Source organism: Limnohabitans sp. TS-CS-82 (assembly GCF_002943475.1).
Window position 1 is genome coordinate 122,844 of sequence record NZ_PTQX01000003.1, and the last position, 18,137, is coordinate 140,980.

The window sequence follows — 18,137 nt, forward strand, 5'->3', positions numbered from 1 at the left end:
GTTACTTTAACGGGCAGCCTGCCCTGTCTCTTCAACCCATGTTGCGGCTTACATTGCCAGTTTGTGCATCAACTCATCGGTCAATAAACTGGTGCTGTTGAGCGAGTAAGACACATGCGCGCTGGTGATGTCGTGGGCTTGCCAATCGGGGGCGGGCAACACGTCGGCCAAGTTCAACACTTTGTCGGAAGCCGCCGAAGCAGTCGCCACCGGTGCGGTGTGGAACTCAAACGCCGCATCGGCCACCAACACGCTTTGGCCATCGGTGCCCGTGGCTGTGGTGCGCCCTGCTTCCGTCACGCCGTCGGCGGGGTTGCGCACCACGCCATCGCTGCTCAGGTGGATGGACGCAATGCCTGCCTCGGCCAAAGTGTGCACTTCGCCCGCGTCGCTCACGCCGTTTTGGTTGGCGTCTTGCCAGACCGAGAACTGCGCAAACTTGGCATCGCGTGCGTCAAACTCACCATCGTGGTTGCTGTCAAACGCAGCGGCCAAACCTTGCAAGTCGGTGCTGCCCGCTGCGCCGTATTGGCTGAAGGCGTATTGGCTGTTGTCGTGCACCACGTTGTCTTGGTACTTGTCCCACACCAACACGCCGTCTTGTGCGCCGGCCCAAGCGGTGTGGTCGAGTTGACCGTCACCGTTGACGTCCATCGTCACATGGCCGTAGCTGAGTTGGCCATCATGGTTCATGTCGATCACCACGGGTGCCACGCTGTCGTTGTTGGTCACGATCACGCCCGCCTTCACCAGCACTTGCGCGAGGTTGCCTGCGTTTTGGTACACGGTGTAAGTCGTGACGCCGTTGCTGACCGTGCCCACGTTGACCCAGAAGCCCGCGTCGGCGGCCAACACCACGGTGTCGATGTCGGTGCCGTTCACCACCAGTTGGTGGTACTGGGTTGTGGCGCTCAGTGCCGTACCGGTTGTGTTGGTCCAGACGTTACCGTCTTCACTGGCAGTGCCGGTGTGGATCACGTTGAAACCGGACATGTCTTTGACATCTTTGGCCGTCAGCGTCAGCGTGTTGGCTGCGGGGTCTGCGCCCATCACGATGCGCTCAATGCTCTCGATGCGGCTGTTTTGTTCCAAGCCCATCCCACCGGCGTTGCTGATGGTGGTCAGGTTCAGGTTGGCACCGCCGCTGAGTTGAATCGTGTCAAAACCCCCACCACCGCTCACGCTGGCCTTCGCTGTCTGCCCTGCGGCCACGTTCGCCAAATTGGCCACGTCGCTGGCCGTCAGCACGATGGTGTCGTCACCCAAACCGGCAAAGAAACGGTCCACACCGCCGCCGCCCGTCAAAGTGTCGTTGGCGGTCGAGCCAAGGATCGCCTCCGATGCGACTGTGCCTGTGACGGTGCCGTTGCCCACCACCGAAGCGGTCAGCCACTGCGTGCCGCCAAAGACGATCTTGTAGCTGTTGGCGGAACCCGAGGTCGACGATTTATCGGCAATCACCAAGTCGGTCAAGCCATCACCGTCAAAGTCGCCCGCAAACGACACATCTTTTGCGGTCACCGTGGCATCGGTCGTCGAATAGGTGAGCTTGAAGCCTTGTGACGCCGCAATGGTGCCCGAACTCACGTTGACTTCTGCGCCCGTGGCGCTGCCGTACACCACATACGAGGAGCCGCTTTTGGAACCCACGACCACGTCGGCAAAACCGTCGCCGTTCATGTCTCCGGCGCTGGAGACTTGGCTCAAACCGTTAGCGATGGCGACGTTGCCCACGATGCGAAAGCCTTGCGATGCGGCCATCGTGCCACCAGTCAGGCTGATTGACGTAGGCGTGGCCCCGCCATACACCACATAAGCGGCCACGTCGTTTTTGGACACAATCAAGTCGGCATAGCCGTCGCCGTTGACGTCGCCCGCGCTCGACACGCTGGTGCCCAAGTTGTAGCCCGCCACGGTCGTGCTCGCGCCCGTGATTTTGAAGCCTTTGCCGGCCGCCACGAGTGCATTCATATCGCCGCCCGTCGCGCCACCCAAAATCACATACGCAGCACCGTCGTAGTTCGACACAGAGCCTGCGGCGCTGACGATCACATCGGCCAAACCGTCGCCGTTCACGTCACCCGCGCCCGACACCGAGGTACCGGCGCCATCATTCCCTGCCCCTGTGAGCTTGAAGCCGTCTGCCGCAGCAATGCTGCCGTTGGTGCCAAAGGTCAATGTGGCGGCATTGGTCTTGCCGTAAACCACAAACGCCGCGCCGCCCTTGTAAGCGGTGGTGTCACCCGGAGCACCCATGATGAAGTCGCCAATGCCGTCGCCGTTGACATCGCCCACGCCCGCCACACTGTTGCCCAAATTGCTGTAGGACGCGTCTGCCGCGATTTTGTAGCCACGCGATGCGGCAATGGTGCCACTGGACAGGTTCAACGCTGCAGGGCTGGCGCTGCCATACACCACAAAGCCCGCACCCGCGGTGACGTCACCCGTGTTGTTCCCGATCAACACATCGGCAAAACCGTCACCGTTCACGTCGCCAATGCCTGTCACCGATTCGCCCAAGTACTTACCGCCGAAAATTTTGAACCCTTGGTCGGCGGCAATCTGACCGTTGCTCATGGTCGCATTGGTATCCAGGTTCATGCCTTCGCCAAGGGCGTTGCCATAGACCACATACACACCAGACTCGGTAGAGCCAGCCACACCAATCAGCAGGTCGTCGTAACCGTCGCCGTTGAAGTCGCCTGCTGTCGCTACCGACCGCAAAAACGAAGAAGAACTGGCCGCACTGGCAAACGAAGTCGTGACGGCATAACTGCCATCGGCCGCCTGAGTGGAGAAGTTCAGCTGAAGGTCGCTGTTCAGGCCCGAGTAGGCCAAGCCTGATGAATCCTGAATGGCGTTGTCGCTGACTTTGAGGAAATAGTCAGTACCCGCCAACAAGTTGGCCGAGGGGTTGATGCTCAACAGGCTGGTGCCCCAGCCTGTGACCAGCGCGCTGGTGCTCACGTCAAACGCTTGCACCGGTAAGCCCGTGGTCTTGTTCCACAGCTGAATAAAGCCTGTGCCTTTGACCACGTTCTCGCTGAACTGCAAGCTGATGTTGTTGCCGAGGTTGGCCGTGTTCACAAAGTCGTTGTCGGCTGGCGTGCTCCACAGCAAGGTGGGTGCCTGAGTGTCCACCGTCACGCCCTGCTGCACCAGCAACTGCGAGTGGGTGCCGTCGTTCTGGTACACGGTGTATTGCTGTGTGCCGTTGCTCACGGTGCCCACGTTGGCCCATGCGCCACCGTTGGCGGTCAGCGCCACGGTGTCGTTGCTGCCGCCCTCCACCACCATTTGGTGGTAAGGCGTGATGGTGCCCAATGCGGTGCCGCTCACGTTGGTCCAGGTCTTGCCGTCTTCACTGGCGCTGCCGGTGTGAATCTGGTTGAAGCCGGCCATGTCGTTGATGTCTTTGTTCGAGATCTTGAGCATGTTGGCCGCCGTGTCGGTGGCCATGTCGATGCGCTCCATGCCCTCGATGCGGCTGGTTTCGTCGATGCCCATGGCCGCAGCGTTGGAGATTTTGAGCAAATCAAGGCTGGTGCCACCGGTCAGGCGAAGGGTGTCAAAACCCGTGCCGCCGCTGAGGGTGGTCTTGACCGTTTGGTCTGTGCTGTTGTTTTGCAAATTGGCGATGTCGCTGGCGGTGAGCACGAGGGTGTCATCGCCACGGCCTGCAAAGAACCGGTCCACACCGCCGCCGCCGGAAATGGTGTCGTTGCCGGTGGAGCCGATCAAGGCTTCGTCACCCGCTGTACCGGCAAAGTCACCCGAGCCGTTGAGCGCGGCGGTGACCCACTGCGTGCCACCCAACACCACGTTGTAGCTGTACTTGGACCCACCCAGCGTGGATGAGACCAACAAGTCGTTCAAACCGTCACCGTTGATGTCGCCGGCGCTGGCCACCGAAAGGCCCACACCGCCCACCAGCTTGAAGCCATTGCTCGCAGCAATGTTGCCACTGGCGTCAATGGCCACGTTGGTACCGCTGGCATTGCCGTACACCACATAGGTGGCGTGCGCTCCGCCGCCAACGTCCATACCGGTCATGATCATGTCGCTCAAGCCGTCACCGTTGATGTCGCCAGCACTGGCGAGACTGGTGTAGGAATCGCCAAGATTGGAATTGACGGTGGTGTTGCCATTGGTGACTTTGAAACCACGGCTCGGATCGATCACGCCGTTGCTCACGTTCAGGTCTAGGGCTGTGCCACTGCTGTTGCCATACAACACGTACACCACGCCACCGCCCGAGGCGGAATTGCCGCCATTAGCCGCCTCATAGGGGGAGCTGACCATGACATCGGCCAAGCCGTCTCCGTTGACGTCGCCAGCGCTGGACACTGCAGTGCCAAAGTATGAGTTGGTACCAGAACGTACCAGGCCTGTGATTTTGAAACCTTGGCTGGCATCAATGTTGTTGTTGGCGTCCAACTGAACGGGGGTACCCGTGCTGTTGCCATAAACGACAAACGCAGCACCCGCTTTGCCAACCGTTCCGAAGTTGTTGGCTCCTATAACGAAGTCGGCCAGGCCGTCACCGTTCACGTCGCCTGCGCCGTAAACGGAGGCCCCCAAATTCGCGACAGCACCAGAGAATAAGTTGTAGCCCAAGTCGGCCGTGAATTCGGTGTACGACGTCAGGTTGAGGGCTTGCGAACCCGTTTTGCCGTAAATCACATACGCATTCCGAGATTGGGTGAAATCGGAAGTCACCAACAAGTCGCTCAGACCGTCGCCGTTCACGTCGCCCGCGTTGCTCACCGCATGGCCAAGATAGGTCTCGTTGATATGGATTTGGTAACCATTGGTGGCAGCGATGCCGTTACCAACAGTGAAGCTGCTGCCATACACGGTGCTGGCGTTGCTTTGGCCAAAGACGACAAAGGCCGAGTTACCGGTTGGGTAGGCATTGCCAGCGTATTTGGCTGTTACCACCAAATCGGCCAGGCCGTCACCGTTGGTGTCGCCTACGCTGTTAACGGCGACGCCAAAGTAATCAGCAACAGTCAATCCGGTTGAAATTTTGAAACCGGCGCTGGCCGCAATGGTGCCACCACTCAGGTCAGGTACTGTGCCACTGGCGTTGCCGTAAATCACATACGCCGCACCTGTGCTGTTGTTAATGCCCGCACCCACAATGAAGTCGTCGTAGCCGTCGCCGTTGAAGTCACCAATGGTGGACAAGTCTTGGCCCAAGTAAACCCCTGTCTGACTGCTGGTAGTCGGCACCACAATGGCACCGCTGGCATCAGGTGTGGTGAAGTTCAGCGTGGTGGCATCGGCAATGCCCGCATAGGCGTTGCCCGCCACGTCTTTCACAGCCGTAGCTGCCACCTTGATGTAGTAACCCGTGCCAGCCAACAAGTCAGCCGTGGGGTTGATCGTCAGGTTGTTGCCGCTCCAGGTGAGCGCCGTGCTGGTGGCTGCGTCAAAGCTTTGCACCAAAGTGCCATCGGCTTTGTAGAGCTGAATGGCGCCTGTGCCTTTGGCCACGTCTTCGTCGAAGTTGAGCACCAAGTTGTTGCCCACGGCCGCCAAGTAGCCGTTGTCACCGGGGTTGCTGCCGACCAACAACGGGGCCGTTTGGTCCACCGTGATGGCCGCTGCGTTGGTTGCCATCAGCGGACCGGTTTGCACGTTGCCCGCCAAGTCGGTTTCGCGCATCAGCAAAGCGCCTGCGGCGTAGGTGCCTTGACCCAGCGTGAAGCTGGTGCCGCTGCCCATGAACCAGGTGTTGCCACTGTCGGTGCTGTACTCCCAAGTGGCACCGGCTTCCAACGCGCCCACGGTGATGGTGCCGTTGTTAGTGATGCCGTCGGTCAAGCTGCTGCCCGTCTCGGTCAGCGTGAGGGTGCCGACGGTTGGCGCAGTGGTGTCTACTTTGTAGCTGATGTTGTCGGTGAGGCCTGCAAAGTTTTGCGTGGCGTTGTTGCCTGCCGCATCGGTGATGGTGCCGCCGTTCAAGCCCAAGGAGTTGGCGTTGACACTGATGCCGTTTGCGTCGGTCTGGCCATCCAAGATGGTGTAGCTGAAGGTCAGCGCGCCCGTGCCCGACCCGCTCACGTAGTTCGCTTTGACCAGGGTACCGCCAATGTTGAGCGTGAGCTGCGGCGTGCCGGTGACGTTGACCAACTCACTGAAGTTGACGGTGGCGGTGATGGTGTCACCCGCATTCAAGAAGTTGTTTTGAATGCCCGTGGTGCCGGTGATGGCCACGCTGGTCGCAACTGGTGCCAAGGCCAACAAGAACGTGTCGCTGATGCTGCTGACGCCATCGCTGGCGGTGACTTTGATGTTGAAGTCAATCGTCGAGGTGGGCGTACCGCTGAAGGTGCGCGTAGCGGCGTTGAACGTGAGCCACGTTGGCAAGGCCGTGCCGTCACCACGGGTCGCGGTGTAGGTGAGCGTGCTGTCGACGTCTGTGAAACTGCCTGCTGGGAGTGTGTAGCTGAAAGCGGCTCCCAAAACAGCCATCTGGTCAGGAATAGCCACTGCCACCACGGGCGCGTCGTTCGAGCCGGTGATGGTGACACTCACCACTTTGGCCGTGCCATCTGCTGCATTGACAGTGAACGTGTCCGTCAATGTTTGTGAAGCTTGCAGCGCTTGCACTGTGGCATTTGTGTTGTTCAGGGTGTAGGTCCACGCACCGCCTGCTGTCATGGCGTAAGTGCCGTAGCCGCCGGTGCTGGTGGTGGCTGCAGCCACTGCGGTGAAGGCGTTGGCCACGCCGTCCACATCGGTGGAGGTCAAGGTGCCTGTCGCTGTGGGTGTGCCAGCAATAGCGTTGGCAACGCCGCCGGCTTCGGTCACTGCACCCGTGATGACGCCCGTGATGACGGCAGCGTCGTTCGTGCCGTTGATGGTGACCACAATACTTTGTGTCGTGCCGTCAGCGCTCACCGCATCAAAGCTGTCGGTGTACGCAGTGCCTGCTTTGAACTCGTTGTGCGCCGTGTCCATCGTGTACGTCCACACGCCTGCAGCAGTCAGGCTGAATTTGCCGTAACCGTTGGTGCCTGCTGTGGCAGTTTGAGCCACGAAGGTCGCAGCACTGTCCATGTCTGTGATGGTCAAGGTGCCGGTTGCCGTCTGGGCCACATTGGTCTCTGTCAATGTAGCTGTCGTCACGCCGCCAATATTGGCTGAATCGTTGACGCCGTACATGGTGACGGTGACCAGCTTGGTCGTCCCATCAGCTGCTGCCACTGTGATGCTGTCGGTGTAAACCATGCCCGCCGCAAACTCAATGTGCGCCGTGTTCATGGTGTACGTCCACATGCCTGCAGCAGTCACGCTGAAGGTGCCGTAGTTGTTGTTGCCTGCCACGTTCGTTTTAGCAATGAACAAGTTGGCTGTGCCGTCTACGTCTGTTGCAGTCAGCATACCGCTGGCCGTTTGAACGTCGTAACTTTCGGTGAGAGAAGCGGTGTTCACGCCACCAATGACGGCGGCATCGTTCGTGCCCGTGATGGTGACGTTGATGGTCTTCGCTGTGCCGTCAGCGGCAGTCACGGTAAACGTGTCGGTCAGTGTGGCTGCTGCCGCCAAGGCTTGCACGGTGGCATTGCCGTTGTTCAACGTGTAGGTCCACGCGCCTGCTGCCGTCATGGCATAAGTGCCGTAACCGCCTGTGCTGGTGGTGCCTGCAGCCACTGCGGTGAAAGCGTTAGCCACACCGTCCGCGTCGGTCGATGTCAATGTGCCTGTGGCAACCGGTGTACCGGCGATGGCGTTACTGACGCCGCCTGCTTCGGTCACGGATCCTGTGAGGGTACCGATGATGACGGCAGCATCGTTCGTGCCGTTGATCGTGACGGTCACCACTTTGGTGGTGCCGTCGGCAGCAGCCACTGTGATGCTGTCGGTGTAAGCCGTGCCCGCGACAAATTCATTGTGCGCAGTGTCCATCGTGTACGTCCACACACCTGCTGCTGTGAGGCTGAATTTGCCGTAGCCGTTGGTGCCAGCCACAGTGGTTTGTGCAGTGAACAAATTGGCGGTGCCGTCTACGTCTGTGGAAGTCAGGGTACCTGACGCAGTTTGTGCCACAGCGCTTTGCGTCAGCGTAGCGGTGTTGGTGCCCGCGATCACGGCAGCGTCGTTGGTGCCTATTATGGTGACGTTGATGGTTTTGGCTGTGCCATCTGCTGCGGTCACGGTGAACGTGTCCGTCAATGTGGCTGCTGCTGCCAAGGCTTGCACGGTCGCGTTGCTGTTGTTGAGCGTGTAGGTCCACACGCCGCCTGCGGTCATGGCGTAAGTGCCGTAGCCGCCGGTACTGGTTGTGCCTGCGGCTACTGCGGTGAAGGCGTTGGCAACACCATCCACGTCGGTGGAAGTCAATGTGCCAGTTACCGTCGGCGTACCAGCAATCGCGTTGCTAACACCGCCTGCTTCAATCACGGTGCCTGTGACGGTGCCGATGATGACGGCTGCATCATTGCTACCTGTGATCGTGACGTTGATGGTCTTGGCTGTGCCGTCTGCCGCGGTCACGGTGAACGTGTCGGTCAGCGTGGCAGATGCGGCGAGCGCTTGCACGGTGGCGTTGGCGTTGTTGAGCGTGTAGGTCCACACACCTGCTGCAGTCATCGCATAAGTGCCGTAACCGCCAGTGCTGGTGGCACCTGCAGCCACGGCGGTGAAAGCGTTAGCCACACCGTCCGCGTCTGTCGAAGTCAAGGTGCCTGTGGCAGTCGGCGTACCGGCGATGGCGTTGGCCACGCCGCCGGCTTCGGTCACAGATCCTGTGATAGTGCCGACGATGACGGCTGCGTCGTTGGTGCCGTTGATGGTGACGGTCACCACCTTGGTCGTGCCGTCAGCAGCAGCCACTGTGATGCTGTCTGTGTAAGCCGTGCCCGCGACGAACTCGGCATGCGCCGTGTTCATGGTGTACGTCCACGCGCCTGCTGCGGTGACACTGAAGGTGCCGTAGTTGTTCGAACCCGCAATGTTGCTTTGCGCAGTAAACAGGTTGGCGGTGCCATCGACGTCAGTTGAAGTCAATGTACCTGTCGCGGTTTGCGCCACGGTGTTTTGCGTCAAGGTAGCTGTGCTGACGCCAGCGATGACGGCGGCATCGTTCGTGCCCGTGATGGTGACGTTGATGGTCTTCGCTGTGCCGTCAGCGGCAGTCACGGTGAACGTGTCGGTCAGCGTGGCTGCTGCTGCCAAGGCTTGCACGGTCGTGTTGCCGTTGTTCAACGTGTAGGTCCACGCGCCTGCTGCCGTCATGGCGTAAGTGCCGTAGCCGCCGATGCTGGTCGTACCTGCAGCCACTGCGTTGAAGGCGTTGGCAGTGCCATCCGCGTCGGTCGATGTCAACGTGCCTGTCGCAACCGGTGTACCGGCGATGGCGTTGGCCACGCCGCCGGCTTCGGTCACGGATCCTGTGAGAGTGCCGATGATGACGGCAGCGTCGTTGGTGCCGTTGATGGTGACGGTCACCACCTTGGTGGTGCCGTCAGCAGTAGCCACCGTAATGCTGTCGGTGTAAGCCGTGCCTGCGACAAATTCATTGTGCGCAGTGTCCATCGTGTAGGTCCACACACCCGCAGCGGTGAGGCTGAACTTGCCGTAGCCGTTGCTGCCTGCTACAGCGGTTTGTGCGGTGAACAAATTGGCGGTGCCGTCTACGTCTGTGGAAGTCAGGGTACCTGACGCCGTTTGCGCCACGTTGGTCTCGGTCAACGTGGCTGTATTCACGCCGCCGATAACAGCTGCCTCGTTCGTGCCGTTGATCGTGACTGTCACCACCTTGGTCGTGCCGTCAGCAGCGGCCACTGTGATGCTGTCTGTGTAGGCCGTGCCCGCGACGAACTCGGCATGCGCCGTGTTCATGGTGTACGTCCACACGCCAGCTGCGGTCACGCTAAAGGTGCCGTAGTTATTGGAGCCTGCAACGTTGGTCTGGACCGCGAATAAGTTGGCTGTGCCGTCCACATCGGTAGAAGTCAACGTGCCTGTGGCTGCTTGGGCCACGGTGTTTTGCGTCAAAGTAGCTGTGCTGACGCCAGCGATCGCGGCAGCATCGTTCGAGCCCGTGATGGTGACGTTGATGGTTTTAGCGGTGCCATCCGCTGCAGTCACGATGAACGTGTCGGTCAGCGTGGCTGATGCGGCGAGCGCTTGCACGGTCGCGTTGTTGTTGTTGAGCGTGTAGGTCCACACACCGGCTGCGGTCATGGCGTAAGTGCCAAAGCCGCCGGTACTGATGGCGCCTGCGGCCACTGCGGTGAAAGCGTTAGCCACACCGTCCGGGTCGGTCGAAGTCAAGGTGCCTGTGGCCGTCGGTGTACCGACGATGGCGTTGGCGACGCCACCTGCTTCGGTCACAGCGCCTGTGAGGGTACCGATGATGACGGCAGCGTCGTTGGTGCCGTTGATGGTGACGGTCACCACCTTGGTGGTGCCGTCGGCGGCAGCCACTGTGATGCTGTCGGTGTAAGCGGTTCCCGCGACGAACTCGGCGTGTGCCGTGTTCATGGTGTAGGTCCAAACGCCCGCAGTGGTCACACTGAAAGTGCCGTAGTTGTTCGAACCCGCAATGTTGCTTTGCGCTGTGAACAAGTTGGCTGTGCCATCAACGTCTGTGGAAGTCAACGTACCTGTCGCGGTTTGTGCCACAGCGCTTTGCGTCAATGTGGCGGTGTTGGTGCCCGCGATCACGGCAGCGTCGTTCGTGCCGTTGATCGTGACGGTGATCAGCTTTGCGGTGCCGTCAGCAGCAGCGACTGTGATGCTGTCGGTGTAGGTTGTGCCCGCTTTGAACTCGTCGTGCGCGGAGTCCATCGTGTAGGTCCACACACCTGCAGCGGTCAAGCTGAATTTGCCGTAACCGTTAGTGCCTGCTGTTGCAGTTTGGGCCACGAAGGTCGCTGGGCTGTCCACGTCGGTGATGGTCAAGGTGCCCGTGGCTGTTTGGGCCACGTTGGTCTCGGTCAGCGTGGCAGTGCTGGTGCCCGCGATGACGGCCGCGTCGTTGACGGGCGTCATGTTCAGGGTCAAGGTGCTTTGCGTGCTGTTGCCCGCAGCATCGGTGACTTGGTAGGTGAAGGTCTCCACCGCGGTGGTCTGGATGGCATCCAAGTTGGCGGTGCGGGTGTAGGTGTAGGCGCCGTTGGCACCCAACACCAAATTGCCGTAGAGGCCCGTTGCGCTGCCTACCACGCTGTAGGTCTCGCTGCCGTCTTTGCCGGTGTCGTTGGTGCCCACGTTACCTGCCAAGGTGAGCACGTCTTCTGTGCCGGTGTTCGCATCGGCCACAGCAACTGCTGCTGCGGTGTCTACGGTGAAGGCCAGTGCCGCTGTGGCGGGCGAGGTGACGCCTGCGCCATTGGTGGCCGTGGCCGTCACGCTGTGTGCGCCTTGTGCCAAGGCGGTCGTCGGCGTGAAGCTCCATGTGCCGCCGGCGGTGGCGATGGTGGTGCCGAGCAACGTGGCGCCGTCGTAGACCTTGACCACGCTGTTGGCTTCGGCGTTGCCGCTAAAGGTGGGCTTGGTGTCATCGGTCACGGCATTGGCGGCGATAGGGCCTGTGAGACTGCCCACGTCGTCCGTGCCCATCAGGGTCGGACCTGTGGGTGGATTGGTGTCTACCGTAAAGGGCAGCGCTGCTGTGGCGGCAGAGGTGTTGCCATGCGCATCGGTGGCGGTAGCGGTCACGCTGTGCGCGCCGTTAGACAGCGCCGTGGTGGGCGTGAATGTCCATGCGCCGCTACCGTTCGCAGTGGTGGTGCCGATCAAGGTGGCGCCGTCGTAGACCTTGACCACGGCGTTGGCTTCTGTCGTGCCGCTGAAGATGGGATTGGTGTCGTCGGTCACGCCGTTGGCAGCAATAGGGCCAATGATGGCGCCCACGTCGTCGGTGCCAATCAGGGTGATTGCGGCTGGGGCGACGTTATCGACGGTGTATTTCCAGTCAAACGCGTTGGGTGTGGACTGATTGCCAAACACGCCTACGGTGTTCTCGATCTGCGCCACATACATCACGCTGTCATTGTTGCCCAAACCTGAGTTGTCCGTCAGCGTCCAAATGCTTTGGCCCGCCGCATTGGTGGTGACGGTGGCTGTGCCGACCTTGACCAAGGCGTTGGTGCCGGTGAGCCATTGGCCCAGGGCTGCGTCCCATTTGAAGTAACGGTTGTCCGAGCCACCGATGCTGTCGATGGCCGTGGTACCTGCAAAGACGTTGATGCCCCAAGACGAGCCTTTGTTGATAACCACCATGTCGCCATTGGCGGGGGCCGTGGGCAGGTACACATTGCCTGTGGAGCCGTAGTTGCCGTTGCCGTTGTTGTAGTACGTCAGCGCATTGCCGCTCAAAATTTGATCGCCAGCCAATGTGCCAGCTTGCACCACCGTGGCCGTTGCCAGGTTGGGCGTGCGGTACACGTTGACCACTTCGTTGGTGCCCAAGGCCGCGCCTTGTGTCGCGCCGCCCAGCGTGCCGTTCAATGTGGGGGTGGCGTCGTTGCTGGTGCCGCCTGACAACACGGTGGAAGTGGTGCCTGCGTCGTCAAAGATGTTGGTGATGCCGACCGTGAAGTCAGACACTGGGATGAGGCTGTAGGCCTTGCTCAATGGCGTGTTGCCGTTGCCTGCGGTGTCCACCACTTTGGCCAACAGCGTGTTACTGCCGCTGTTCAAGGTGGCACCAGACAAGCTCCAGGCATTGCTGCCCACGGTGCCTGTCGCAGCGGTCCAAGTGCTGCCGTTGTTGAGCGAGACGTACACGGTTTCACCAGCGGCCAAGTTGGCACTCAAGGTGCCGCTGATGGTTTGGGCGGCGACAGAGGTGATGAAGTCGTTGGACGAGGTGCCGTTGTCAGCACTCAAAACCGCCGTCAAAACTGTCGTCGCTGGTGCCGTGGTGTCCACCATGTAGCTGGCGTTGTCGACCACTGCAGCCGTGGCGAGCGTGGCGTTGTTACCCACCGCGTCTTTGATCGTGCCACCGTTGAGCACGAGGGCGTTCGCCGTCAAGCTGATGCCGTTCGTGTCGGTCTGGCCCGGCAAGATGGTGTAGCTGAAGGTCAAGGTGTTGGTGCCCGAACCGCTGACGTAGGTGGCCAGCACAGGGGTGCCACCGATGTTCAGCGTGAGTTGGGGTGCACCCGTCACGTTGACCAATTCGGAGAAGCTGACCGTCGTGGTGACGGTGTCGCCCGCATTCAACACGCTGTTCTGAATGCCCGTTGCGCTGCTGATGGCCACGCTGTTGACGACAGGCGCAATGCCGATCTGGAAGATGTCACTGATGACCGCGGTGCCATCGCTGGCCGTCACTTTGACGTTGAAGTCGAGTGTCGAATTGGGTGTGCCGCTGAACGTGCGGGTGATGGCATCGAAGGTCAGCCATGACGGCAACGCTGAACCATCGTCCAAGGTGGCGGTGTAGGTCAGGCTGTTGTCGAGATCGGTGAATGCGCCTGCGGGCACGGTGTAGCTGAAGGCCGAGTCCAGCACGGCCACTTGATCGGGCACTGCGGCAGAGACGATGGGTGCGTCGTTGGTGCCGGTGATGGTGACGGTCACCACTTTGGGGGTGCCGTCTGCGGCGGTCACGGTGAACGTGTCGGTCAGCGTTTGAGCCGCCGCCAACGCTTGTACGGTGAGGTGGGTGTTGTTGAGGGTGTAGGTCCACGCACCGCCTGCTGTCATGGCGTAAGTGCCATAGCCGCTTGTGCTGGCTGAGCCTGCTGTTACAGCGGTGAAGGCGTTGGCAACGCCGTCGACGTCGGTAGATGTCAAAGTGCCGCTGGCTGTGGGTGTGCCCGCGATGGCATTGGCTACGCCGCCGGCTTCGGTCACAGCACCGGTGGTGGCGCCTGCGATGACCGCGGCGTCGTTGACGGGCGTGACGATGAATGTCAGGGTGCTTTGGCTGGTGTGGCCCGCGGCATCTGTCACGCTGTAAGTGAAGGTCTCGGTCACATTGGCCGTGATGGCATGGATGTTGGCCGTGTTGGGCACCAAGGTGTAGCTGCCGTTGCTGTTCATGTGCAAGCCAACGTAGGTACTGCTGATATTGCCGGAGCTATCGGCACCCACAAGGGCAAAGGTTTCACCGCCCTGCAAGCCGGTGTCGTTGGTGGCCACATTGCCAGCGCTGGTGACAAAGTCTTCGGTCAACGTGACCGCGTCAAGCACAGCCACGGGCGCTGTGGTGTCGACAGTGAAAGGCAGCGCTGCGCTGACAGTCGATGTGTTGCCTGCGGCATCTGTGGCGGTTGCAGTGACGCTGTGTGCACCCTGCGTCAAAGCTGAGGTGGGCGTGAAGGTCCATGCGCCGCTGGCGTTGGCCGTGGTGGTGCCGAGCAAAACGGCACCGTCGTAGACCTTGACCACGGCGTTGGCTTCTGTCACACCGCTGAAGGTGGGCTTGGTGTCATCGGTGGCGCCATTGACCGCGATGGGGCCAGCGATGCTGCCCACGTCGTCTGTGCCAATCAGTGTCGATGTGACGGGCGCGATGCTGTCCACGGTGATGACAAAACCAGCACTGGTGGTGGTGTTGCCCGCCACGGTGGTGCTCGCCGTGTAGGTGTGTGCGCCTTGGGTTTGCGCGGTATTGGGCGTGAAGGTCCACTGGCCTTGTGCATTGGCCACGGTGGTGCCTAAGACGGTGCTGCCCTCACGCAGGGTGACCACTGCGTTGGCGTTGGCACTGCCCATGAGGGTGGGCATGGTGTCATCGGTGACGCCACCGCTCACGACGTTGGCTTGGAGATCGCCCACGTTGTCCGCCGCGCTGGTGATGTTCACGACGGCCGCGCCCGTGTCGACCACAAATTGCAAAGCTGCCGACATGGGGCTGGGGTTGCCCGCGCGGTCAGACTCAATGATGGTGATGCTGTGTGGGCCATCGACCAAGGCGGTGCCGGGCAAGAGGGTCCACTGGCCTGTCGTCGTATTGACTGTGGCCTTGCCCAACGACACACCGTTGTCAAAGACTTCGACCGTGTTGCTCTTGGTGATCACCGTGCCGGAAATAAGAGGCTTGTTGTCATCGGTGATGGCCCCTTCGGCAATCACACCCACCGTTTGACCCACATCGTCTGTAACCACAGGCGTGATGGGGGCGACAGGGGCTACCGTGTCGATGGTCAACAAGCCCTTGGCGATGCTGACGTTGCTGAGCGAGCCGCTGGCATACGTGATTTGCGAGGTCACGTAATGGGGACCTTGCGTCAACGCGTTGAGCGTTGCTGCAGAAATGGCGACGGTGGCAACACCGCTGCCCGTGGCGGTACCCGTGTTGCTGATTTCACTGGCCAAGAGCGTGTGCTGGGCAACCAACACGTTGTCCACAAAGACTTTCAAAATGTCACCAACCTGTGCGCCACTGCCCGCCACAGAAATGGTGACCACCGTGCCATCTTGAATTTCTTGGGCATTGATCGCACCGTAGTTCATTTCGGCACACACCGCCACGCCGGGTGAGTAATTGACGCGGGCGCTGTCTAGGGCAAGCAACTGGCTCACGGACAGACCACTGCGGGAGAGCATGGGCGCCTTCAGCAAGGGCGATGTGAACTTAGTGAAGTTGGTGGTGGAGCTCATAATTTGGCAGCCTAGAAATGGGAGTGTGGTGACACGAATGGCTTAAATTCTTGCGAAATGAGCCAATTGGTTGTATTAAATGTTGTTAAAACGCGCTTACAAAGCAGTGAAGCAAACTGCAAAAGCTGATTGCGCGTTTACAAAAGTGATGCCTACAAGGTTTCGTTTTAATGACATGGTGAATACTTATTAACGCTAAAAATGTTAATTCGATATTACACCGTTAGAACAAAAAATACCGAGGAATGAGTACTTAAATTTGATGTTTTTGTTGTTTTTATGCTTTATTGCTCAACATTCATCACCCACCGCAGGGCTGCGACGGGACTTTGCCCCCTTGCGAGGCAACGGTCAGCGAATCTGAACAGTCATCTCGATCACGACGCGTCGGTTCACTTTGTTACACGCGATGCTGAGCGCAGACACGACGTTGGCGCAGCTCCTGTCGATCAACTCAGTGGCACCGCGCCCTTCGCTTTGGACTTTGTCGGCAGAGACGCCTGCGCGCACCAAATAGGCTTCAACGGTTTTGGCCCGCGCCTCTGACAGGCGTTGATTGCTGGCTGCTGAGCCCACAGGATCGGCGTGGCCAATAATTTGGATGACACTTTGCTGAAAGTCGACGTAACGGGTGTTCAAACGATCGGCCAAACGGTCGAGTTGTTCGCGGCCGTAAGGCAGGATGGCGTCGGGGTCAGAACGACCATAGACAAACAGCGCATCGGTGCCGAGCGTGATGGCGATGCTTTTGGGCGCGGGTGAACCGGTGACTTGGTCACAGGCGGACGCGCCGGGCACACGACTGATGGAGTGCACTTGGCGGCGTGTTTTTTGCAACTCCGCAAACGCCACTTCAGGTGGTACGGTCACCAACGACAGGCGGCCTCTGGGCAAATCGACCACGCGAATGAAGACCTCTTGACCCGCCTTGGCCGTCACAAATGTGGAACTGTCAGGCAACTCTCTGGCGCGCTCATCGGCTTTTTGCAAACTGACGCCCACATCCACCACTGAGGGTTTCATGCACAAATCGCTGTAGCCACCAGGCTGCAGCGAGGTTTGGTATCGGTCGTTGATGATCACGCTGGTCGCGCCCACGGCTTGGCTGCTTTGGGTCCGATAAAAAGTCAGGCGCGCCAATTGCGGATGCACGCGTTCGGGCGAGCTGTACGCAGCCCCCAGTGGCCGAAGAATCGTGGGCTCTTCTGACTGGGCACGTACTGAAAAACTTGTCAACACAAGCAGAACCGCCATCAACGCCCAAGTCAAAAGGGGTGTGGTGGGCCTTGATTTTTGTTGTGAAGTATTCATAAAAGACTCTCAAAAGGTGCCTCAGAGGTGAAACCAAGTACTACCGGTTTCAATTCTTGCGAAATTGACCTTGCCTAGGTATTAAATGTTGTTAACTTAATAGCTCATTTTTGTTTTTTAATCTGACAGCACCGTCAGACCGATCTCCACGCGGCGGGCGGGCTGGCCGGCTGCGTTTTGACGGTCTTTGCTGCCACGTCCCTCTGAGGTGATGGGGTGAAAGTTTGTGGATTGACTGGCCCAATAACGGTGGACATCGGCGGCGAGGTCCTTGGAGAACGCGTCATTGCGCGCTTCGCTGCCCAAGTCGTCCGCATGGCCCACGATATGCACCGAAACACCCTTGAACGCTTTGTATTGCGACGCCAAGCGCTGAATCAATGAGGCCAACTCGGCGCGGTTTTGCGCACTTTGGACACTCAACGTGACGACATCGGGCGCAAACGTCAGCCGAGGAGACAAGGCTTTGAGTTGCTGACAGGGCTTGGCTGAGGCAACGCGTGACAGGCTGTGCATTTGTTCACGCGTCGTCTGCACTTCCTGCGCGGCCGAGTGAGCGGGCACCACCTCCAGGCGGGGGCGCGTGGCCAAGGCCTCACTGAGACGAACAAACAAGGTTTGCCCACCCGACATGACGACGTTTTGCGACACCTCGCGTGCGGCGTCGGCACGCGCCCAGCTGCGCCCAGGCTGGGCTTGCAGATTGACCGAGGCGCGGTCTAAACAAAGCACCGAAAAGGCGCCGTGTTGCAGCGACGTGTGATACCGCCCATCCACATGCAAGGTGATTACCCCATAACCATCGCCTTCGGGACGGTAAAATACCAAACGACTTTGCTCAAACGCAAGGTCTTGAACTGGGGTGTACCAAGCCCCTAAAGCGCGCTCAATGCTGCGCTCACCTTCGTCTGCCGCAGCAGGAAGGAACGAGGCACTTGCGAACACAACAAGTGCAAGCCCCAAATCCGAAGCGGACATGCGGCAGCAGGCGTCGATGAGTGTTTGTAGATAAGATGACGTTTTTTTCATAAAACAGCACATTCGGCTTAATTAGTCTTTACCAAATGATGAATAAGTTAATTTTATAGAGAAAAAATTAAAAAGAAACCTTAAGTACCAATAAATTTAACTTATCTACTCTTTTTATTATTTTTAACACTTGCTTTCTCGCCGCAACGTCACGTCTTGACGGCGACGCCTGGCAGTTAAGGCCAAAAAAAGCCTTCCGAAGAAGGCTTAGAAAAGTCAGT

Annotated in this window: 3 protein-coding genes; all 3 read right to left on the minus strand. The window is 59.5% G+C overall.

Annotated features, from left to right (window positions below):
* Nucleotides 1–48: 48 nt before the first annotated feature.
* The gene (locus tag C5F52_RS08475; protein ID WP_104797923.1) at nt 49–15,576 is read right to left on the minus strand and encodes an S-layer family protein; all 15,528 of its coding nucleotides are present in this window, start codon (nt 15,574–15,576) and stop codon (nt 49–51) included.
* A gap of 351 nt (nt 15,577–15,927) precedes the next feature.
* Complete coding sequence (locus C5F52_RS08480; protein WP_161499672.1) at nt 15,928–16,830, minus strand: OmpA family protein; 903 nt, start codon at nt 16,828–16,830, stop codon at nt 15,928–15,930.
* Nucleotides 16,831–17,004: 174 nt separating this feature from the next.
* Complete coding sequence (locus tag C5F52_RS08485; RefSeq protein ID WP_161499673.1) at nt 17,005–17,916, minus strand: OmpA family protein; 912 nt, start codon at nt 17,914–17,916, stop codon at nt 17,005–17,007.
* Nucleotides 17,917–18,137: the final 221 nt, after the last annotated feature.